This window comes from Nocardia lijiangensis NBRC 108240, assembly GCF_001613045.1.
Lineage (GTDB): Bacteria > Actinomycetota > Actinomycetes > Mycobacteriales > Mycobacteriaceae > Nocardia > Nocardia lijiangensis.
The window spans coordinates 43,931-64,922 of sequence record NZ_BDBP01000058.1 but is presented as its reverse complement, the minus strand read 5'-3'; the positions used below and the strand labels follow the sequence as shown (position 1 = coordinate 64,922).

Here is a 20,992-nt window from a genome sequence, read left to right as displayed (position 1 = left end):
GCGAAGCGGCCGCGGCCCGCGCGCTCCTCCCGCGCGCCGCCGCAGGCCTGCTTGCCTGGTCCGACGCGGCCAACACCGCCCACGTCGCCGAACTCCTCGCTGAACTGCGCACACTCGAGGACGCCCCCGAAGACGCCGCCGAAGCCCTCGGCCTCAGCGCCGCCCTCCGCGGCGACTTCGACGCGGGCGAACCCCGCCTCACCGCCCTCGTCGCCACCCTGACCGACCGCCTCGGCCCGGACACCTACAAAGCCGCCTACCACCGCGGCGCGACCCGCCCCACCACCGAAGCCCTCGACACCCTCCACACGTTCGTCGGCTTCGCGGATCACTGATTTACGCACGGCCCGCACCGCTGCGGGGCGGGTCGCGTGTTCATCGATGGGCCTGGAGCCCGGCGTCACCGCGGATCGATCGCAGGTGGCGGCCACTGCGGCTGATTGCCCCGGTGCCCGCACCCAGGCACGACCTGGCACCGGTGGCGTCACCTTCGGCAATGCGACCCCGCACCGCTGCGGGTCGGTGGCGTCGCGGTCGGCGGTCAGCGTCGAGCCATGAGCGCGGTGTCATCACCGAGCATCTGCCGCACATTGCGGCGCGACGTGTGACCCGCTCAGCGGGCGCGGGCGAGTTGGCGGCGTCGGTTGCCGACGATGCGGCAGATCACGTAGATCACGAACGAGATCGCCGTGACGAACGTGGACACCGGAACGCCGGGGGACAGGGACAGCAGGATGCCGCCGACGGCGGCGAGTTCGGCGAAGACGATCGCCAGCACCGTGGCGCGGGCCGGGTCGGCGGTGAGCTGGGCGGCGGCCGCGGCGGGGGTGATGAGCAGCGCGAGCACGAGCAGCGCGCCGACGATCTGGACGCCGAAGGCCGCCGTGATGCCGAGCAGCACGGCGAAGATCACCGCGAGGGCGCGCACCGGGACGCCGCGCGCGACCGCGACTTCCGGATCCGAGCTGGCGAACAGCAGCGGACGGTAGATCACCGCGAGCACGGCCAGCACCAGCACCGTGCAGGTGATGAGCAGCGCGAGACCGCTGTATCCGACGCTGACCACCTGACCGGTGAGCAGCGAGAACTTGGACCCGGCGCGCTCCGGCCCGAGCCACAGGAAGAGCACCGAGAGCCCGAGCCCGAACGAGAGCACCACCGCGATCACCGAATCGCGTTCCCGCGCACGGGTTCCGAGCACGCCGAAGAGCACAGCGGCCACCACCGACCCGATGATCGCTCCGAGCCCGACGCCGATTCCGGCGAGTAGCGCCGCGGCCGCTCCGGTCAGCGACAGCTCACTGGTGCCGTGTACCGCGAACGACATCTGCCTGCTGATGATCAGCGGCCCGATCGCCCCGGCGAGCAGCCCGAGCAGGGCGGCCGCCAGCACCGCCTGCTGGACGAAGTCGTAGCCGAGCAGATCGGCCGTGGTGGACAGGTCGAACATCTTCGAGAAGACATCGGCGAGCTTGTCGGTCACGCGCGGACTCCGCTCTGGTCGGGCTCGGCGTGACAGTGCTGCGCGCTCGAGGCGCCGAGCGCGTCCATGGTGTCCCCGGTGCCGACCACCACCAGCCGTCCGCGCACCCGCAGCACGTCGACCTCGGTCTGGTACAGCTCGGAGAGCACCTCGGAGGTCATCACCTCGTCGGGCGTGCCGATCCGGAACTTCCCGTCCACCAGGTACAGCACCCGATCCACCAGCGGCAGAATCGGATTGATCTCGTGGGTCACGAAGAGCACCGCGGTGTCGTGGCTGCGCCTGCGCCGGTCGATGAGTTCGGCGACCAGCCGCTGGTTGGCCAGGTCGAGGCTCAGCAGCGGTTCGTCGCAGAGCAGCACCTTCGGGTCGCCGACCAGCGCTTGCGCCACGCGCAGCCGCTGCTGCTCGCCTCCCGACATGGACTCCAGCGGCGCGCTCGCGAACTTCTCCGCGCCGACGGCCGCGATGGCGGCGGCCACCTTGCGCTTGCGTTCGGCCCGCCCGCGCAGGCCGAGGCCCCAGCGGTGCCCGTCGACGCCGAGCCCGACCAGGTCGACGCCGCGCAGCTGCACGCCGGCGTCGATCGTCTTCTGTTGCGGCACATAGCCGATGTCGGCGTTGCCAGCGCGCGCGGGCGATCCGGCGACGAACGCCCGCCCCGAGCCGAGCGCGAGCTGGCCGAGCAGCACCTTCAGCAACGAGGTCTTGCCGGAGCCGTTGGGGCCGAGCACGGCGATGAACTCGCCGGGAGCCACCTCGAGGTCGAGGCCCTGCCAGAGGGTGCGGTCGCCGAACGACAGCCGGGCATCGTCGAGCCGGACGGCTGCCGCACCGTCGGTGTCCGCGATCCGCCGCCGCACCTGTGCGGTGTGTTCGGTCAGCGCGGCTCCCTTGCTCGTGGACATCTCGATCGGCTGTTCGTCGATCAGCCCAGCGCTTCGGCCAGCGCTTCGGTGTTCTTGGTCTGCCACTGAATGTAATCCATTCCCTCGGGGAGGGTTTCGGTCACCTCGACGACGGCGACGCCGTTGTTCTCGGCGAGCCCGCGCAGGTCGCGGGTGATCTTGTCCTGGGTCTGCACGTTGTAGACGAGCGCGCGAACCTGCTTGCCGGTGAGCAGATCCCGGGTTGCCGCGACGGCCGCGGGCGCGGGATCGGTCTCCTGCTCGATCGCCTCCTGGAACTCGTGCGGTGTGCGATCCTCCGCACCGGCGGCGCGCAGCAGGTAGTGCGCGAGCGGTTCGGTTTGCAGCACCGGCGTTTTCGGGTGCTGGGCGGCGAGCGCGCCGGTGGTCGCGGTGATCCCGGCGAGCTGCGACTTGAAGGCGGTGGCGCGGGCGGCGTAGTCGGCGGCGTGCGCCGAGTCGATCTCGCCGAGCGCGCCCGCGATCTGGTCGGCGACCGCGCCGACTGTGGTCACGTCGTACCAGACGTGCTCGTTCTCGTCGCTCTTGTCGGCGCGGGACTGGAAGGCGTCGACGGTGCGCTTGTCTCTGCCGGAGACGGCCTTCTCGATGAACTCGTCGTAGCCCCCGCCGTTGTAGACGACCAGGTCGGCGTCGCTGATCTCGGCAGACTCGACCGCCGAGGTCTCGTGCGAGTGCGGGTCGGCGGCGGGGTCGGTGATGAGGGCGGTCACGGTCGCGTCGGGACCGGCGACGGTAGCGGCGATATTGCCCCACACGTTGGTCGAGGCGACGACCTGCGGCTTGTCCGAGGCGTCGGAGCTGCCGCACGCGGTCAGCGCGAGGGCGGTCGCCACCCCCACGGCGACGCCGGCGAACTTCGAGGCAATTCGGCTACTCACGCGGGGGCACTCCTGGCGATACGAACAGAGCATGCTGAGTGCTCCAGATCATAATGGAAATCGTTACCGTTTGACTTTATCAGCCCCGCGCAACCCGACCACCGCCCGGCTACCGCCACACCGCTGCCGTAACCCGCCCCGGAAACGGCGAGGCCCGCGGACCGTGTGGTCCGCGGGCCTCGAAGACCGGTCGGCGACCCTCAGACGAGCACTTCCACCGGCTGGGCCAGCAGCTGCGCGCAGCGCAGCAGACCGAGGTGGCTGTAGGCCTGCGGGTGGTTGCCCAGCGAGCGCTCGGCCACCGGGTCGTACTCCTCGCTGAGCAGCCCGGTCGGCCCCGCCACATCGACCAGCTGGGCGAACAGCGCCTCGGCATCCGAGCGCTTGCCGATCAGCAGGTACGCCTCGACCAGCCAGGCCGCGCACAGGTGGAATCCGCCCTCGCCGCCGGGCAGGCCGTCGTCGTGGTGGTAGCGGTACACGGTCGAACCGCTGCGCAGCTCGGCCTCGGTCGCCACCACCGTCGCGGCGAAGCGCGGGTCGGAGGGGTCGATCAGCCCGCTCAGGCCGATGTGCAGGGTGGCCGCGTCCAGGTCGGTGCCGTCGTAGGCCGCGGTGAACGACTGGACCTCGTCGTTCCAGCCCTTGGTCTTGACCTCTTCGGCGATGGTGTCGCGCAGCTCGATCCAGTCCGGTTCGATCGGCCGGTCGAACTTCTGCGCCAGCGTCAGCGCCCGGTCGACCGTCAGCCAGCCCATCACCTTCGAGTACACGTGGTGGCGCGGGTTGCCGCGGATCTCCCAGATGCCGTGGTCCGGCTCGGTCCAGCGGCGCTGCACCGCGGAGACCATGGCGTGCACCAGTTCCCAGTCGGCGTCCGGCAGCACCTTGGCCGGATCGGTGATGCCCTTGTGCTCGCGGGCGTGCGCCAGCGTCGCGATCAGGTCGACGATCGGCCCGAAGACGTCCAGCTGCACCTGCATGTTCGCCGCGTTGCCGACGCGCACCGGGCGCGACCCGGCGTATCCGGGGAGCTGGTCGATGACGGCCTCGGGCGGCAGGGTCTCGCCGTAGATGGTGTACAGCGGGTGCAGCCGCTCGGGGCCGGACAGCGTCTCCAGCACGCGGTGCACCCAGCCGAGGAACTGGTCGGCCTCGGCCAGCGAGCCGAGCGAGACCAGCGCCTGCGCGGTGAGCGCGGCGTCGCGCAGCCAGCAGTAGCGGTAGTCCCAGTTGCGGACGCCGCCGATGTCCTCGGGCAGCGAGGTGGTCGCCGCGGCGAGGATCGAGCCGGACGGCGCGTGCACCAGCCCGCGCAGGGTGAGCGCGGAGCGCTTCATCAGGTCCGGCTTGAGCGGCGGCAGCTCCAGCGAGCGTGCCCACTCCGACCAGTACCGCTGCGCCTCCCTGCGGCGCTCCGGCTCGCTGGTCATCGCGGGCGCGAGATCCTGTGTGCCGCAGCGCAGTTCCAGTACGACCGGGCCGCTCGCGGGATCGACGACGGCGCGCGCCACATCGTGCGTTCCGTCGCTTTCGATCTCCCAGCGGACGCCGGGGGAGCGCAGCACCATCGGGTCGTTGGTGCCGAGCACCCGCAGGCCCGACGGCTCGCATTCGAGCGTCACCGGCACCTGGCCGAATTCCGGCCGCGGCGCGAAGGTGACGACCGCCTTGGCCACGCCCGTGATCACCCGGGTCAGATCGGTCCGGTTGGGCGTCACGTCGTGCGGCAGGTAGTCGACGACTTGCAGACTGGCCCAGCGGGTTTCGACGGTCATGGTGCTGTCTACGTAGCGCTGCGAGAGCGGCAGCCCCGGCCGCTCCGGCGCGACGGTGAAGTGGCCCGCCTGCGGCCCGCCGAGCAGATGCGCGAACACCGCGGCCGAATCCGGCTCCGGGTGACAGAACCAGGTGACCGTGGCGTCGGGGGTCAGCAGCGCCACCGAGCGCGGGCTGGCCAGCATGGTCAGCCGCTCGATGCGCGGCGCGCTCGCGCCCGCGAGCCAGGTGCGCCGCTCCTCCAGCAGGAAGGCCAGCGCGTAGGAGACCGCTTCGGTGGTGTCCACCCGATACTTGGCCAGGCTGTCGCCCTCGCCGACCTTGATGCCGACGTCCGGGCCGGAGAGCATGCGGAAGGCCTTCTCGTCGGTGACGTCGTCACCGAAGAACACCGCGGCGGTCGCGCCCTCCTGATGGCGGATGGTGTCGAGCGCGGCGCCCTTGTCGGTGGGGACGACGGCCAGCTCGATGACGGCCTTGCCCTCGGTGACCTGCACGCCGACCCAGCAGGCCGGGCCCTGGCGCACCGAGGTCAGCGCCCGGCGGCCGATCTCGGGGCCCGCGTTGCGCACGTGCAGCGCGACGCTGGCTGGCTTGATCTCGACGGTGACGCCGGGATTGCCCGCGGCGATCTGCGTCAGCGCGGTCTGCACTTCCTGAAGCAGCTGTTTGGCGTCGTTGTCGATCGCGTGCACGAAACCGACGTCGAACTCCGAGCCGTGACTACCGATCAGTTGCACCTCGACCGGAAGCCTGGAGAGCGCTGCTAGATCACGCAGCGCGCGGCCGGAGATGACGGCCGCCGTCGTTCCGGTCAAGCCGGCGAGGGCGCGTAGCGCGCTGACCGATTCGCGGTGCGGATACGCCTTCGTCGGGTCGGAGACGATCGGGGCCAATGTCCCGTCGTAGTCCGACGCGACCAAGAGCCGTGGCTCGCGCGCGACCGTCGACAACGCTCGTCGAAGTTCCTGTGGCAGATCCTGTGCGCTCACGCATCCAACCTAGTGATCGGAGGAGATGTTTCAGGGGCGGGCAAAACAATACTGTGTTGAATTCACCGCACCACAGCGCGCCGGTATGCGTGCGCACGTTTGCAACCCGGTTATCGGGATTTGCCCAGTTAACGCACAGGTAACCAGCAAGTAACTTTCCGTGGACCCGAATCGGTTCGGGTCGCGCGGCGATCGCGAGGGTCGTCACGGCCGAGCTGCTTCGCTCCGGCGGATCGGCCGGGTTCGAGTCGCTTTGTCGGACATGACGGTTCGCGGTCTGCTCCGCGTGCAGGGGCAAGCGCGGCATAACACCACGGTAGTCCGGTCGCGGGCAGTCTGCCCGTCGACCGGACGCTCCGATCCGATTCAGTGGATGCAGTTATTGCAACTGGCTATTTCGCCGCTTGATCTCCGAGCAGAAGATCCACGGTCAGTTCGAGACGATCTGTGACATCGGTCGCGGAAGCCCGTCGAGTTAGCCATGCGACCAGATTGGAAAGCCACACGTCACTGATGACGCGCGCAATGGCGAGTTGCCGCTCGGTCGGTTCTCCGTCGTTCATGGCGCGGGCGAAAACCCGGTCCATCACCTTGCCGACGCGATCCACCTCGGCCGCCGCGGAGGCGTCGGCGAACATGAACGCGCGCGTCATGGCCTCGGTGAGCAGCGGGTCGCGCTGCATCATTCTGGTGATCTGGGTGAGCAGCAGGTGCATGCGCTCCTGCGGCGTCGTACCGGCGAGCGGCTTGCGTTTGCCCTCGATCTGCTCGAACTCCCTCGCCAGCGCCGAGACCAGCAGGTGCACCTTGGACGGGAAGTACCGGTAGAGGGTGCCGACGGCCACATCCGCGCGCTCGGCGACGGCGCGCATCTGCACCGCGTCGTATCCGCCCTTGGACGCCAGCGCCAGCGTCGCGTCCAGGATGCGCTTGCGCCGCTCGCGCTGCGCGGCCGAGCTCAGATCGTCCTCGCTGAGCGTCGTCACGGTCGCTGGGCGGGCAGCGCTCGCGTCGGCGGGCTGCGATCGGGAGGGGCTGGCCATCGAAAAGGGTCCTTTCCTCGAACGTCGTACGTCGGCCTGGCGCGCGGTGCTAGCCGGTACGGATGGCCGTCTCTTGACTTCCGCCCGGCTAGGATATTAGAACATGTTCTAGGTGTGGGAGTCACGCCGGAAAGGCGGGTTGGAGTGTGACCATCGCCACCACTGACGAGCATAAAGCCGTTCAGGAGTCGATGCGGGGCTGGGCCGGATCGGTCCGGCCGATTGCAACAATGCGGGCCGAGCCGGTCGGGTTCTGGCACGCGTACTGGCCCGCGCTGGCCGAACTCGGGATCTTCCGGGTCGCGGTCGCCGAGGACGCTGGTGGCGCTGGTGGGTCGGTCGCCGATCTCGCCGTGCTGCTGGAGCAGGCGGCGCACGACCTGGTGGGCGGGCCGGTGCTCAGCACCGCACTTGCCAACCTGGTCACCGCGGGCGCCCTTGCTGAGGACCTGCCGTGCGGTGTCGCGCTCGACGCCGTTGTCGGTCCGGATGTTTCGTCCGAGACGAGTCCGAGGGTACCCGGCGACGGCGAAGAGGTGTTGCTCACCGGTGTCTGGGACTACGTGCTCGGGGCCGCCGCCGGAACCGCCGTGCTACTTCCCGTCACCGGCCCTGAGGGCCGGCGCTGGTGCTTGGTGCCGCCGGACGCCGCGGGCCTGCGGATCGAGGAACTCGCCTCCGCCGACCCGAGCACCCCGCTGGCCCGGGTGCACTGCGCCGATGTCGCGGTGCCCGCGGAGCGGATGTTCACCTCCGCGCACCGCGTCGAAGACCTGCTCGTGGCGCTCGTCGCCGCCGAGCTCGCCGGTGTGGCCGGCTGGTGCCTGGACACCGCGGTCGAATACGCCAAGGTGCGTGAGCAATTCGGCCGCAAGATCGGTTCCTTCCAAGCGGTCAAGCACATCTGCGCGTGGATGCTGTGCCGCACCGAGCTGATCCGCTCGGTCGCGCTGGACGCCGCGGCGGCCGTCGACGAGGGCGGCGCCGAACTGCCGATCGCGGCCGCCATCGCCGCGGCCATCGCGCTGGACGCCGCGGTGGAGACCGCCAAGGACTGCATCCAGGTGCTCGGCGGGATCGGCTTCACCTGGGAACACGACGCCCACTTCTACCTGCGCAGGGCCACGGCGCTACGCCAGCTGCTCGGCGGCTCGGCGCGCTGGCGGGCCAGGGTCACCGAGCTGACGCGGTCGGGCATGCGCCGGACCACCGGCGCCGACCGGGTCTTCGCCGCCGAGGGCGTCGACGTGGACGGCGCGGCCGCCACCGGTCTGGCTGCCGAGGTCGCTTCGATCGCCGCGCTGCCCGCGGGCGAACAGCGCAACGCACTGGTGGACGCGGGGCTGGCGATGCCGCACTGGCCCGCGCCCTACGGTCGCGGCGCCGACCCGATGACCGGGCTGGTCATCTCCGAGGAGCTGCGCCGCGCCGGCCTGACCGCGCCCGACCTCGCCATCGGCGGGTGGGCGATCCCGACACTGTTGCAGCACGGCACCCCGGAACAGATCGATCGCTTCGCCTGGCCGACCCTGCGCGGCGAGGTGGTGTGGTGCCAGCTGTTCAGCGAGCCCGGTGCGGGCTCCGACCTCGCCGCCTTGCGCACCACCGCCAAGCGGGTCGAGGGCGGCTGGGTGCTGAACGGCCAGAAGGTCTGGACTTCGTTGGGCGACAAGGCGAACTGGGCCATCTGCCTGGCGCGCACCGATGCCGACGCGCCCAAGCACCGCGGCATCTCCTACTTCCTGGTCGATATGCGCAGCAAGGGACTGGAGGTCCGCCCGCTGGTGCAGATCACCGGCGAGGCGCGATTCAGCGAGGTGTTCCTCGACGACGTCTTCGTCCCCGACGACTGCCTGGTCGGCGCGCTGAACAACGGCTGGAAGATCGCCCGCTCCACGCTGTCCACCGAACGAGTCGCGATGGGCGGCAACGGAATCGGGCCGGTGCTCGAGGAGCTCATCGCCAAGCTCCCCGCGACCGGGCCGGGGGCGGAACTGAGGAACGACCGGCTCGGCGGCTTCGTCGCCGAGGCCATCGCCGGGCTGCTGCTCGAGCAGCGGGCCGCCGTCGCGATGCTGGCGGGCGCCGACCCCGGCGCGCAGAGCAGCGTGCGCAAGCTGGTCGGTGTGCGGCACCGGCAGGCGGTCGCAGAGTTCGCCGTGGAGGCGGCGGGACCGAACGGTGCGCAGGATTCGGACGAGGTGACCGAATTCCTGCTCACGCGCTGTCTTTCCATCGCGGGAGGCACCGAACAGATCTTGCTCACCGTGGCCGGTGAGCGGATTCTCGGGCTGCCTCGCGACACGGACAGCTGACAGAACTCGACTGGGAGAACAGCGTGGACTTCACCAGGGACGAGGGCCAGGACGCCGTCGCCGAAGTAGTAGTGAGCTTGCTGGAGCGTGAATCCGCTCGCGATATGGAGCTGTGGCCGAGCCTCGTCGACTCGAGCCTGCTCGTCGTCGCGTTGCCGGAGCGCTTCGGCGGCGACGGTATGGGCCTGCCGGAGATCTCCGTGCTGCTCACCGAGCTGGCCACCGACGCGGTGGCGGTGCCCGCCCTGCCGACGCTGGGCATCGCGCTGCTCGCGCTGCTGCCAGTGCTGCCCGAAGCGGTGGCCGAACGGATCTATCCCGAGGTCGCCAAGGGCGCGGTGCTCACCGCGGCGCTCAGCGAGCCCGGCGCGCCGTTCGCCGCGACACCGAAGACGACCGCGGTCGCCGAAGGGTCCGTCGTGCGGATCAGCGGGCACAAGGTCGCGGTGCCCTACGCCGAGCAGGCGCGCTGGCTGCTGATCCCGACCGATTCCGGCATCGCGCTCGTCGACGGCGACGCCGCGGGCCTGACCCGCACGGCGTCACCGTCCTCGGGTGGCCTGCCCGAGGGCAGCGTCCTGCTGGACAACGTGGAGATCCCGGCCGAGCAGTTGCTCCCCGGCGACCTCGCGCAGCTGCATCGGTTGGCGGTCGCGAGCATCGGCTCGGTCGCCGACGGCCTGCTGAAGGGCGCGCTGGTGCTCACCGCCGAACACCTGCGGGTGCGCCGTCAGTTCGGCAGGCCGCTCGCCGAATTCCAGGCGGTGGCCCAGCAGATCGGCGACCTGTACGTGGTCTCCCGCACCCTGCACGCCGCGGCCGTCTCGGCGAACTGGGCGCTGTCGCAGTCCGATACCGGCTCCGCGCACATGGAGCGCGTCGACGACGACCTCGACGTGCTCGCCTATACCGTGGCCTCCGAGCTGCCCGCCGCCATGCAGAAGTGTCATCACCTGCACGGAGGTCTCGGCGTCGACGTGACCCATCCGATGCACCGCTACTACTCCCAGGCCAAGGACATCGCCCGCTGGCTCGGCGGCGCGTCGTTCCGTCTGGATCGCTTAGGAGCAAGATGTTCATCGATCTGACCGCCGAGCAGCGCGCGCTGCGCGACGAACTCCGCACGTACTTCGCCGATCTCGTCACTCCCGAAGAGGAGGCCGAGATGCAGGTGAACCGGCACGGCGACGCCTACCGCGCCGTCGTGCGGCGCATGGGCCGCGACGGTTGGCTCGGCGTCGGCTGGCCGAAGGAATACGGCGGGCAGGGTTTCGGGCCCGTCGAACAGCAGATCTTCTTCAACGAGGCGGTGCGGGCGGATGTCCCGCTGCCGCTGGTGACGCTGCTGACCGTCGGCCCGACCTTGCAGTCCTACGGCACCGACGCGCAGAAGCAGAAGTTCCTGCCCGGAATCCTTTCCGGCGACATCCATTTCGCGATCGGCTACTCCGAGCCGGAGGCGGGCACCGACCTGGCCTCGCTGCGCACCAGCGCCGTCCGCGACGCCTCCGGTGACTGGATCGTCAACGGGCAGAAGATCTTCACCACCGGCGCGCACGAGGCCGATTACGTCTGGCTGGCCTGCCGCACCGGCACGGTGGATTCGCGCCACCGCGGCATCACGATCCTGATCGTGGACACCAAGGACCCCGGCTACTCCTGGACGCCGATCATCACCTGCGACGGCGCCCACCACACCAACGCCACCTATTTCGACAACGTCCGCGTCCCGGCCGACATGCTGGTCGGCGAGGAGAACCGGGGCTGGCGGCTGATCACCACCCAGCTCAATCACGAGCGGGTGAGCCTCGGCCCGTCGGGCAAGATCGAACAGCTCTACGACCGGGTGCGCGACTGGGCGCGACCGCGCGGGCTGCTCGCCGAATCCGACGTGCAGCGCTCGCTGGGCCGCATGCACGCCATGGTCCGGCTCAACGAACTGCTGAACTGGCAGGTCGCCGCAGCGTCTGATGGGCGGCGCGAGCGGGGCCCTGCGTGGTCACGCTCCGCTACCGCCTCCGGGCCCGTCGCTGACGCCGCCGGAGTCGACGGCGACCAATCCCAGGTCATCGCCGACGCGTCGGCCACCAAAGTGTTCTCCACCGAGTCCCTCCAGGAAGCGGGCCGCCTTGCCGAGGAGCTCGTCGGCCGCCACGGCGACCCGGCCGAGCCCGCCACCGCCGAACTGCTCACCTGGCTGGACCGGCGCACCAAACAGAACCTCGTGGTGACCTTCGGCGGCGGCGTCAACGAGATCATGCGTGAACTCGTCGCCACCGCCGGATTGAACCTGCCGCGAGTACCCCGATAAGAAGAAGGAGCCGCGTCGTGCCGGACACGTCAACGCCGGAAGCGATCGTCGCCGCCGCCGAGAAGATCATCGCGGCGGGCGAGTGCGCACCGCGCCTCGCGCGCGACCCGGTGAACCAGCCGATGATCAACAACTGGGTCGAGGCCATCGGCGACACCAACCCGATCTACGTCGACGAGGAGGCCGCCCGCGCCGCGGGCCACCCCGGCATCGTCGCGCCGCCCGCCATGGCGCAAGTGTGGACCATGTTCGGGCTCAACGGCGTTCGCCCGCCGGACGATCCGCTGGCGGGCACCACAGAGCTGCTCGACGAGGCGGGCTTCACCTCGGTGGTCGGCACCAACTGCGAGCAGATCTACCACCGCTACCTGGTGCCCGGCGAACAGGTGATCGTCACCAGTCGCCTGGAGAGCATCACGGGGCCCAAGCGCACCGGGCTCGGCGACGGCTGGTTCGTCACTTTCCGCACGTCGTGGCGGGTGGGCGACGAGCTCGTCACCGAAATGCTGTTCCGCATCCTGAAATTCGCGCCGGGCACGGCCGCCGCGGCTCCGAAGCCCGCGGGTGAGCGGGTCAAGCCGCTGGTCTCCCTGGACACCGAATTCTTCTGGGAAGGAACGAAGCTCGGCGAGCTGCGGATCCAGAAGCTGCCGGACGGCACGCTGCGGCATCCGCCGATCCCCGCGCTGTGGCAGGACAAGTCGAAGCCGACCGAGTACGCGGTCGCTTCGGGGCGCGGCACGGTGTTCAGCTACGTCGTGCACCACGCGCCGAAAGTGCCTGGGCGGCAACTGCCGTTCGTGGTCGCGCTGGTCGAATTGGAGGAGGGCGTGCGCATGCTCGGTGAACTGCGGGGCATCGACCCTGCCGAGGTCGAGGTCGGCCTGCCGGTGCGGGTGGAGTTCGAGAAGCTCGACGACGAGGCCGCCCTGCCTTATTGGACGGTGACCGCATGACAGCGACTGCCGCGGTCGGCGCGACGCTGCCCGAGCTGGTCGTGCACGCCGATCCGACCTTCGTGATCAGCACGGCCCTCGCGACCCGCGATTTCCAGGACGTGCACCACGACAGGGACAAGGCCGTCGCGCGCGGATCCAAGGATATCTTCGTCAACATCCTCACCGACACCGGCCTGGTGCAGCGCTTCGTCACCGACTGGGCGGGCCCGCGCGCCATCGTGAAGTCGATCGCGCTGCGCCTCGGGGTGCCGCTGTACGCGGGCGACACGCTGACCCTCACCGGCACGGTGAGCGCGGTCGAGGGCGAGGACATCCACATCGACGTCGTCGGGCGCGACAGCCTCGGCGACCACATCACGGCGAAAGTCGTTATCGCTCTGCGGGGTTCCAATGACTGAGAAGACACTGTCGGGACGTGCCGCCATCGTCGGCATCGGCGCCACCGATTTCTCCAAGGACTCCGGTCGCAGCGAGTTGCGTTTGGCGGCCGAGGCGGTCACGGCCGCGCTCGCCGACGCGGGCCTGACGCCCGCCGACGTGGACGGCCTGACCACCTTCACCATGGACACCAACACCCAGGCGGCGGTCGCCAGGGCGACGGGTATTCCGCAGCTGAAGTTCTTCAGCCACATCGGCTACGGCGGCGGCGCGGCTTGCGCGACCGTGCAGCAGGCCGCCATGGCGGTGGCCACCGGTGTCGCCGACGTGGTGGTGGCCTACCGCGCCTTCAACGAGCGCTCGGTCTCGCGGTTCGGCCAGTTCTCCACGGCGCTGGCGACCGCGCCCACCTCCTCGGGCATCGACGCGGGCTGGTCCTATCCGCAGGGACTCGGCACGCCCGCCGCCCAGGTCGCCATGGTCGCGCGCCGCTACATGCACGTCTACGGCGCCACCAGCGAGGACTTCGGCCGGGTCGCCGTCGCGGACCGCAAGCACGCCGCGGTGAACCCGGACGCCTTCTTCTACGGCAAGCCGATCACCCTGGAAGACCACCAGAATTCGCGCTGGATCGCCGAACCGCTGCACCTGCTCGACTGCTGCCAGGAATCCGACGGCGGCGTGGCGATCGTGGTGACCAGCGTCGAGCGGGCGCGCGACCTGCCGCAGCGGCCCGCGGTGATCGCCGGCGCCGCGCAGGGCTCCGGCGCGGACCAGTACGTGATGACGAGCTACTACCGCGACGCCATGTCCGGCCTGCCGGAAATGGGGCTCGTCGGCGAACAGCTGTGGGCGCAAAGCGGATTGGGCCCGCAGGACATGCAGGCCGCCATCCTCTACGACCACTTCACCCCGTTCGTGCTCATGCAGCTCGAGGAACTCGGGTTCTGCGGCCGCGGCGAAGCCAAGGAGTTCATCAAGGACGGAGCCATCGAGCTCGGCGGCAGGCTGCCGCTCAACACGCACGGCGGCCAGCTGGGCGAGGCCTACATCCACGGCATGAACGGCATCGCCGAGGCGGTACGCCAGATCCGCGGCACCTCGGTCAACCAGGTCGACGCGCTGCACAACATCCTGGTCACCGCGGGCACCGGCGTCCCCACCTCCGGCCTGGTCCTCAGCGCCAACTGATTTGCCGGAACGACGGGGGACACAACCCGTAGGTTGGAGCGGCACGTTCGCCGCCACGGGAGGAGTCTCATGACCGACCGGCACATCGTCGACGTCCACATCCTGCTCGTCCGCGCGGGCGAAGTGCTGTTGAGCAAGCGGCGCAGCGCGGACGAGTTCGACGGGCGCTGGCACCTGCCCGCGGGCAAGCTCGAGTCGGGGGAGTCGGCTACCGCGGCCACGGCCCGCGAAGCGATGGAGGAGATCGGCGTGGTCGTCGACCCCGCCGATCTGCGCCACATCCACACCGCCCACGTCGTCTCCCCGGGCCGCGAATCCCGCCTCGGCCTGTTCTTCGAAGCCGTGAACTGGTCCGGCGAACCGGTCAACCGCGAGCCCGACAAGTGCTACGAACTGGCCTGGTTCGCACTGACGGCGCTGCCGAAGAACCTCATCGAATACCCCGCCGCAGGCATCCGCGCCTACTTCACCGGCGCCACCTACTCCCAACGCGGCTGGCCCGTCTAGCTCCCACAATCCTCTCGCATGCGTCACACAGCCGGTGCCTGTGTGAGGCGTGCGAAAGTTGTGTGGCGCTGGCATGTTCGCCGCGGTGCGCCGTGAACGTCATTGTGGCGGCGGGCGCCGACTTCGCAGACCGTCTACACGCCTCGCAGAGGTTGTGCGGTCTGCGAGGCGTTTAGACGATCTGCGAGGGCGGGGTTGCGGAGGTGGGCGATAGGAGGGTGGTGAGTTGGGGCGGGGTGCGCAGGCAGAGCACTGTGGTTGCCCGCGAAGCGGTTTAGGGCCGTGACGGGGTCAGGGGCGGAGGTACTTGGATAAGAGGGTGGTCAGTTGGGTGATGCTGGCAGGGGTGCCTGCGGGGAGATCGCTGCGGTTGCCTGCGAAGCGGTCGAAGACCGCGCCCTCCAGGACCGCGATGAAGTCGGCGGCGGCGGTGTCCGGGTCGGGGAAGTTGTTGGCGCGGAAGAGGGCTCGGGCGCGGTCCATGGAGAAGAGGCTGTTGGCGAGCCGGGCGTGTAGCTCTCGGTCGCCGATCAGGTCGACGATCAGTGCGTGCCGGGCGATCAAATGGTCGCGGCGTTCGAGGAGGAGGCGGTCCAGCCAGACCGCGATGCCGTGCGCGATGGCGGGGAGGTCGGCCGCGTCGGGGGCGGCGAAACCTGCGGCGGTGAAATCGGCGCGGGAACGAGAGGAAATCCGGTCGGTGATCGCCTCGACGAGTGCGCGTTTGGTGCGGAAGTAGTAGGAGGACGATCCGGGCGGCAGCTCCAGCGCCGTGTCCAGCGCCCGGTGCGTGAGCGCGCGAATCCCGCGGCGGGCGATCAACTCGATGGCCGCGTCCACGATCAGGGTGCGCCGGTCGGTTGTGGACATCATCACCTTTCTTGATCGCATCCAGCTCGGTCCTCTACAACTGTAGAGGACTCTACATCTGTAGAGCGAGGAGGCTGGGATGACGATCGAACTCGACCCGGATCAGCGCGCGGCGGCCGACCGGCTGGAGCGGCTCGTGGACCGGCGTGGTCGTCCGATCAAGGGTGCGCGCGGCGTCTACCTGCACGGACGACCCGGCCGCGGCAAGACCATGCTGATGGACCGCTTCCTCGCCACGGTCGACGCCGACCGCGTGAAGCGCTACCACTTCCACTGGTTCTTCGCCGAATTACACAGCGCCGCACACGAAACCGGCTCCATCGACATCGCCATCGAGCGTCTGCTGGGCTCCGCCCGCCTGGTCTGCTTCGACGAATTCCACGTGCACGACATCGGCGACGCGATGCTCATCGCCCGCATGCTCGACGCCCTGTTCGCCCGCCGCATCGCGCTCGTGCTCACCTCGAACTACCCGCCCGAGCAGCTGCTGCCGAATCCGCTGTTCCACGACCGGTTCCTGCCGACCATCGCGCGCATCGTGGAGCACCTGGACGTGATCTCGGTGGACGGCCCCACCGACTACCGCGCGCTGCGCACGCGCGTGGCGAGCGGTTTCACGGCGGGTCGCTATCTGATCGGAGGCACGCCCACCGCGAGCATGGTCGAGGTCCCGATCGGCGACCGCACGCTGCGGGCGCGCACGGTGGACGGCGACGCGATCACCATCGATTTCGCCGCGCTCTGCGGCGCCGCCACCTCGGCCGCCGATTACGTGCGGCTGGCGCAGCGGTTCCGGCGCTGGACGATCGAGGACGTGCCCCGGTTGCGCGAGGTGCCGCCGGACTGGGCGATGCGCTTGGTGAACCTCGTCGACGTGCTCTACGACGCGGATCTGGAGCTGACCCTCTGCGCCGCCGCGCCGCTGCCGGAGCTGATCGACGGGGTGGTCGGCGTTCCGGACATTTCACGCACCGCCAGCCGCCTCTGTGAGATCTCACAACCGGTGAGCGCAGCGGCTGGGTAGTCGCCCTTTTCCCGGCCTACCTGCGACGACTCGCCGGTAACCGGGTTAAACCGGACGCATTGGCGAAGTATTCGATTCGCTCCCGAGCGGACCGTCCGGCATGTAACTATGTGCCTGATTCGAGTACTCAGGTTTGGTGGTAACGCTGGTGGTCCGGGCGCGAGCGCCGATATCGCGCGTGATCGTGCTGATCACGCTGCTGGCGATTGCCGCGATCGCGTTGCGCGGGCACATCCCCGGCGCGATCGAGACCACCGATCGTCCCTCGGCTCCCTCCGCGCTCGCCGTGGCCTTGATGCCGGTGCTGCTCACGGTCTCCGTGGTGATCTTGCTGGCGGGCGTGATCGCCAGCCAGCACCGGCTGCCGCTCGCCATGCCCGAACCCGATCGCGATCGCGATCGCGAGCGGCGGCAGTGGCGGCTCGGCCGCGTCGGCCTGCTGGTGCTCGCGGCGCTGGCCGGGCTCTCGCTGGTGCTGGCCGCCGCTTCCGCCGTGTTCTTCGTCGGCGTGCGCCGGGAAGTTCAGCCCGCGGCGCCCACGCCCGCCACCGGCCAGGGCACGCCGCCCGAATACCTTCCGACCACACCGCCGCCCCCGCCCGGCGGCGCCGAGAGCCTGACCGGGACCGGCCTGGTTCTCACGATCGTCGCCGCGAGTGTGTTGGTCGGTGTCGCGTTGGTCGGTCTCGTGGTGGTCGCGGCGACGGCCCGTCGCAAGCCCGTTGCCGCGCCGCCGCCGGAAACCGCTGCGCCGCCGACCGTCGTCGACTCGCTGGCCAGGGCCGCCGAAATGGGTCTGGCCGCGATGAACGCGCCGGGCCAGGAGCCACGCACCGCCATCATCGCCTGCTACGTCGCGATGGAGCGCGGCCTCGCCGTCGATCGCGCGGCGGCCCCGCTGGCCTCGGACACCCCGATGGAAGTGCTGGCGCGCGCGTTCGAGCGCGGCGCGCTGCACGACGCCTCCGCGCGCGAACTCGTCGCACTGTTCGAGGAGGCCAGATTCAGCCCGCACTCGATGCTGGAGTGGCAGCGTATGCGCGCCGAACAACTGCTGCGCATCGTGCTCGCCGACCTGCAAGGAGAGGTGATGGCCGAATGAACAGGGCGGGGATCGCGGTGGCCGCGATATGCGTGGTGGTGGTGCTCGAGCTGATCGCGTTCGGCAGGGCGCGCGAGGCGATGCTGCTGCTCGCCGCCGTCCCGGTCGCCCTCGCGCTCTTCCAGCTGATCTTGACGTTGCGCGAGCGCCAACCCGCGGAGGACGACCACGCCGACGACATCGAGAACGGCCCGCTGGAAATGCTGAACCGCTGGCAGGCAAGGGCACAGATGCTTGCCGACCGAGCCGAGGGCAGCAGGGCCGACTGGGATCGGCATCTGCGTCCGCTGCTCGCCAAAGAATTCGAATTGTCCACGGGTATGCGGGTAGCCAAGAACCGCAGGGCGACCGAAGCGGCCGGGATTCTGCAGTTCGGACCGGAACTGTGGCGCTGGGTGGATCCGGCGAACTCGGCACTGCGCGATGAGACGACGCGCGCACCGGGCCGGGCGGCGCTGGACGAGATCCTGCGCCGCCTGCAGAGAATGTGAAATGGGTTGAGCAAGTGCGAGTAGACATATGACGATGCCACTGGACGTGACCGTCCAGCGATCCGAGGCGGTGCTGCGGGAGCTGGGCCGCGTCATCGTGGGCAAGCGCGACGAATTGCAGCTGATCATGATCGCCGTGCTGTCCGGCGGGCACGTCCTCATCGAGGATCTGCCCGGACTCGGCAAGACACTGATCGCCAGATCCTTCGCCGCCGCGCTCGGCCTGGACTTCACCCGGGTGCAGTTCACCCCCGACCTGCTCCCCGCCGACCTGCTCGGCTCCACCATCTACGACATGAACTCGGGCCGTTTCAACTTCCGCCGCGGTCCGGTGTTCACCAACGTGCTGCTGGCCGACGAGGTGAACCGCACCCCGCCGAAGACCCAGGCGGCGCTGCTGGAGGCGATGGCGGAGGGGCAGGTCAGCATCGACGGCGAGACCTACCCGCTGCCGCAGCCGTTCATCGTGCTCGCCACCGACAACCCCATCGAATACGAGGGCACCTACCCGCTGCCCGAGGCGCAGCTGGACCGCTTCGCCATTCAGTTGCGGCTCGGCTACCTCTCCGAGCACGACGAGACCCAGATGATCCGCAGGCGCCTGGAACGCGGCGCGACCCCGCCGCAGGTGGGTCAGGTGGTGGACGCCAACGGGCTGCTGGAGATGCGGCAGTCGGTCGAATACGTCACGGTGCACCCCGACGTGGTCGGCTACGTCGTCGCACTGGCGGGCGCCACCCGCGGGCATCCGCAGGTCGAGGTCGGCGCGAGCCCCCGCGCCGAACTGGATCTGGTGCAGATGTCGCGGGCCCGGGCGCTGCTGCTCGGCCGGGACTACGTGATCCCGGAAGACGTGAAGGCGCTCGCGATTCCGGCCATGGCGCACCGGATCACGCTGCGCCCCGAGATGTGGGTGCGCCGCATCCGCGGCGAGGACGTGATCGCCGAACTGCTGCGCCGCCTGCCGGTCCCGCGCGCCACCGTGACATGACCCGCTCCAGGCACCGCGATGCGAGCGCCACGGTCGATGCCGAATTGCGGTGGCGCCCCGCACCTCTGGTGTACATGCTGGCCTGCTGCGCGGCGGTGGCGCTGGTGGTCGCGGTGGTCGCCGCGCGGTGGCAGTTGGTGGTCTTCGCCGCGCCACTGCTCGGCGTGCTCGCCACCGCGCCGTGGCAGCAGTCGCGGACCAGGATCCAGGTCGACGGCGGCGGCACGCTGCGCTGCTTCGAGAGCGAGGAGGTGGTGCTCACCGCCGCCGCCTTCGTGGAGGCGGGGCACGCGCTGCTGCGCCTGAAACCGCAGACGGTGCAGGGACTCGGGGTCGACATCGAGGAGGCGAGCGACTCCGGGGCCGCCCCCGCCGGGCTACGGCTGGCACTGGCGGCCGGCCGCTGGGGGCGCTACCCGGTGTCGGTGCGAGTCTCCGCGCTCAGCCCGGCGGGACTTGCCATCGCCACCGCGACGCTGCCCGCGGGGCAGTTGTTCGTCTACCCGGTGACCGATCCGCAGCGAATGCGTATGCCGCGCACCGAACTTCCCGAACGGCTCGGCACCCATCTGACCCGCCGCCACGGGCCCGGCGTGGAATACGCCGACATCCGCGCCTATGCGCCGGGCGATCAGTTGCGGATCGTGAACTGGCCGGTGAGCGCCCGGCGCGGACGGCTCTACGTCACCGAACGGCTGACCAACCGGTCCGCCGACGTCGTCGTGCTGGTCGACACCTCGCAGCAGGCGCCGGGCCCGGCGACCGATTCGCTCGAACTCTCGGTGCGCGGCGCGGCGCAGGTCGTGCAGTCCACCTTGCAGGCGGGCGATCGGACCGCCGTGGTCTGCCTCGGCCAGAGCCCGCGCTGGCTGCGTCCCGACATCGGGCGGCGCCAGTTCTACCGCATCGTCGACACCGTGCTCGACGTGGGCGACGAACACATTCTCACCACCGGCACCCTGGCCCCGCATGCCGCGGTGCCGATCGGCGCGATCGTGGTGGCCTTCTCCACGCTGCTCGACACCCAGTTCGCGCTGGCGCTGATCGATCTGCGCAAACGCGGGCACGTCGTCGTGGTGGTGGACGTGTTGCGCGGCACGCCGTTTCGCGACGGGCTCGATCAGACGCTGGCCCGCATGTGGCAGCTGGAACGCGCTTCCATGTACCGCGACATGGGCACCGTCGGCGTCGACATCGTGCCGTGGACGAAGGACGCCAGGCTCGACGAGATCATGCGCCTGCTGCCCGAACACCGGAGAACAGCGCGGGTGCGCCGATGACCAGATTCCTCGCTGTGCTCGCGGGCGTCCTGCTCGTCACGTCGATCTTGCTGATGGCGCCGCTCGCGGCGCTTCCCGCGCTGATTCTGGTGGCGGCGGGCTGGTGGTTCCGCCCCGCCGCTGTCGCCGCCGTACTCGTCGCGATCGGTGTGCTCGCCTGGGCCGACACCGGTGTGCTCGCCGCTGCCGCAACGGGTTTGGTGGCTACCGCCTATTTGCTGAACGCGGCCACCGTGACAGCACCGATCGGCGTCGTCCCGACGACGCTGCCCTCGGTAGTCGGAGCCGTCGGTTTCACCGTATGCGCGGTGGGCGCGGCACTGCTCCCGCTCCGCCTGGCCTGGGCCCCCGCGGTCGCACCGGTCGTCGTGATCGTGTTGTACGCCTTGGTGATCCAAGGACTCGGCCCACGCTCTGATCGGCCAGAGCCGATTGCCGGACCGCCGGCCGGTTAGGCTGCGGACGA

The 20,992-nt window shown here is 70.0% G+C and carries 20 protein-coding genes; 14 read left to right on the top strand and 6 right to left on the bottom strand.

Annotated features, from left to right (window positions below):
- The coding region (locus NL1_RS38215; protein ID WP_162272760.1) for a hypothetical protein at positions 1–335 on the top strand (335 nt) is incomplete at its 5' end.
- Positions 336–613: 278 nt separating this feature from the next.
- Here NL1_RS38215 and NL1_RS22070 read toward each other — a convergent pair.
- The 5 genes from NL1_RS22070 to kstR form a co-directional block, all read right to left on the bottom strand.
- On the bottom strand, positions 614–1,450 hold the full coding sequence (locus tag NL1_RS22070) for a metal ABC transporter permease (protein WP_373862577.1): 837 nt from the start codon (positions 1,448–1,450) through the stop codon (positions 614–616).
- Positions 1,451–1,479: 29 nt separating this feature from the next.
- Positions 1,480–2,391, bottom strand: coding sequence for a metal ABC transporter ATP-binding protein (locus tag NL1_RS22065; protein ID WP_084510842.1), 912 nt, complete (start codon positions 2,389–2,391; stop codon positions 1,480–1,482).
- A gap of 20 nt (positions 2,392–2,411) precedes the next feature.
- Positions 2,412–3,326: a metal ABC transporter solute-binding protein, Zn/Mn family gene (locus NL1_RS22060; RefSeq protein WP_067842432.1), complete on the bottom strand. Its 915-nt coding sequence runs from the start codon at positions 3,324–3,326 to the stop codon at positions 2,412–2,414.
- Between the two features lie 167 nt (positions 3,327–3,493).
- Positions 3,494–6,064, bottom strand: coding sequence for a trehalose-phosphatase (gene otsB / locus NL1_RS22055; RefSeq protein WP_067842430.1), 2,571 nt, complete (start codon positions 6,062–6,064; stop codon positions 3,494–3,496).
- 392 nt (positions 6,065–6,456) lie between these two features.
- Positions 6,457–7,107 carry a cholesterol catabolism transcriptional regulator KstR gene (gene kstR / locus NL1_RS22050; protein ID WP_067842427.1) on the bottom strand — a complete coding sequence of 217 codons (651 nt, stop codon included), beginning with the start codon at positions 7,105–7,107 and terminating at the stop codon, positions 6,457–6,459.
- Positions 7,108–7,253: 146 nt separating this feature from the next.
- Here kstR and NL1_RS22045 point away from each other — a divergent pair, with 146 nt between their 5' ends.
- The 7 genes from NL1_RS22045 to NL1_RS22015 all read left to right on the top strand — a co-directional run bounded on the left by NL1_RS22045 (position 7,254) and on the right by NL1_RS22015 (position 14,768).
- Positions 7,254–9,422 carry an acyl-CoA dehydrogenase family protein gene (locus NL1_RS22045; RefSeq protein ID WP_067842425.1) on the top strand — a complete coding sequence of 723 codons (2,169 nt, stop codon included), beginning with the start codon at positions 7,254–7,256 and terminating at the stop codon, positions 9,420–9,422.
- 23 nt (positions 9,423–9,445) lie between these two features.
- Positions 9,446–10,510 (top strand): acyl-CoA dehydrogenase family protein, encoded by a 1,065-nt coding sequence (locus NL1_RS22040; protein WP_067842422.1) that lies wholly within the window; start codon positions 9,446–9,448, stop codon positions 10,508–10,510.
- Positions 10,495–11,733: an acyl-CoA dehydrogenase family protein gene (locus NL1_RS22035; protein WP_067842418.1), complete on the top strand. Its 1,239-nt coding sequence runs from the start codon at positions 10,495–10,497 to the stop codon at positions 11,731–11,733. The genes NL1_RS22040 and NL1_RS22035 overlap by 16 nt, the downstream gene beginning before the upstream one ends.
- A 17-nt stretch (positions 11,734–11,750) precedes the next feature.
- Positions 11,751–12,689 carry a bifunctional MaoC family dehydratase N-terminal/OB-fold nucleic acid binding domain-containing protein gene (locus NL1_RS22030; protein WP_067842415.1) on the top strand — a complete coding sequence of 313 codons (939 nt, stop codon included), beginning with the start codon at positions 11,751–11,753 and terminating at the stop codon, positions 12,687–12,689.
- A complete protein-coding gene (locus tag NL1_RS22025) occupies positions 12,686–13,090 on the top strand; it encodes a MaoC family dehydratase (protein WP_067842451.1) in 405 nt (134 codons plus the stop codon). Before NL1_RS22030 ends, NL1_RS22025 begins: the two co-directional genes overlap by 4 nt.
- Positions 13,083–14,261 carry a lipid-transfer protein gene (locus NL1_RS22020; RefSeq protein WP_067842412.1) on the top strand — a complete coding sequence of 393 codons (1,179 nt, stop codon included), beginning with the start codon at positions 13,083–13,085 and terminating at the stop codon, positions 14,259–14,261. Before NL1_RS22025 ends, NL1_RS22020 begins: the two co-directional genes overlap by 8 nt.
- 69 nt (positions 14,262–14,330) lie before the next feature.
- Entirely contained in the window at positions 14,331–14,768 is a 438-nt protein-coding gene (locus NL1_RS22015) for an NUDIX hydrolase (RefSeq protein WP_067842409.1), read from the top strand.
- A 291-nt stretch (positions 14,769–15,059) separates the two neighbouring features.
- On the opposite strand, the gene NL1_RS22010 is transcribed toward NL1_RS22015, so the two are convergent.
- Complete coding sequence (locus tag NL1_RS22010; RefSeq protein WP_084510848.1) at positions 15,060–15,638, bottom strand: TetR/AcrR family transcriptional regulator; 579 nt, start codon at positions 15,636–15,638, stop codon at positions 15,060–15,062.
- A gap of 79 nt (positions 15,639–15,717) precedes the next feature.
- Between NL1_RS22010 and zapE the strand changes: the two genes are divergently transcribed.
- The 6 genes from zapE (at position 15,718) to NL1_RS21980 (ending at position 20,981) form a co-directional block, all read left to right on the top strand.
- The gene (gene zapE, locus NL1_RS22005; protein WP_067842403.1) at positions 15,718–16,662 is read left to right on the top strand and encodes a cell division protein ZapE; all 945 of its coding nucleotides are present in this window, start codon (positions 15,718–15,720) and stop codon (positions 16,660–16,662) included.
- A 136-nt stretch (positions 16,663–16,798) separates the two neighbouring features.
- Positions 16,799–17,764, top strand: a complete 966-nt coding sequence (locus tag NL1_RS22000; protein ID WP_245673451.1) for a DUF4129 domain-containing protein — start codon at positions 16,799–16,801, stop codon at positions 17,762–17,764.
- Complete coding sequence (locus tag NL1_RS21995; protein ID WP_067842397.1) at positions 17,761–18,255, top strand: hypothetical protein; 495 nt, start codon at positions 17,761–17,763, stop codon at positions 18,253–18,255. The genes NL1_RS22000 and NL1_RS21995 overlap by 4 nt, the downstream gene beginning before the upstream one ends.
- Positions 18,256–18,283: 28 nt before the next feature.
- Positions 18,284–19,246: an AAA family ATPase gene (locus NL1_RS21990; RefSeq protein ID WP_067842393.1), complete on the top strand. Its 963-nt coding sequence runs from the start codon at positions 18,284–18,286 to the stop codon at positions 19,244–19,246.
- Positions 19,243–20,526 (top strand): DUF58 domain-containing protein, encoded by a 1,284-nt coding sequence (locus NL1_RS21985; RefSeq protein ID WP_067842390.1) that lies wholly within the window; start codon positions 19,243–19,245, stop codon positions 20,524–20,526. The genes NL1_RS21990 and NL1_RS21985 overlap by 4 nt, the downstream gene beginning before the upstream one ends.
- Positions 20,523–20,981 carry a hypothetical protein gene (locus NL1_RS21980; RefSeq protein ID WP_067842387.1) on the top strand — a complete coding sequence of 153 codons (459 nt, stop codon included), beginning with the start codon at positions 20,523–20,525 and terminating at the stop codon, positions 20,979–20,981. Before NL1_RS21985 ends, NL1_RS21980 begins: the two co-directional genes overlap by 4 nt.
- Positions 20,982–20,992 lie beyond the last annotated feature (11 nt).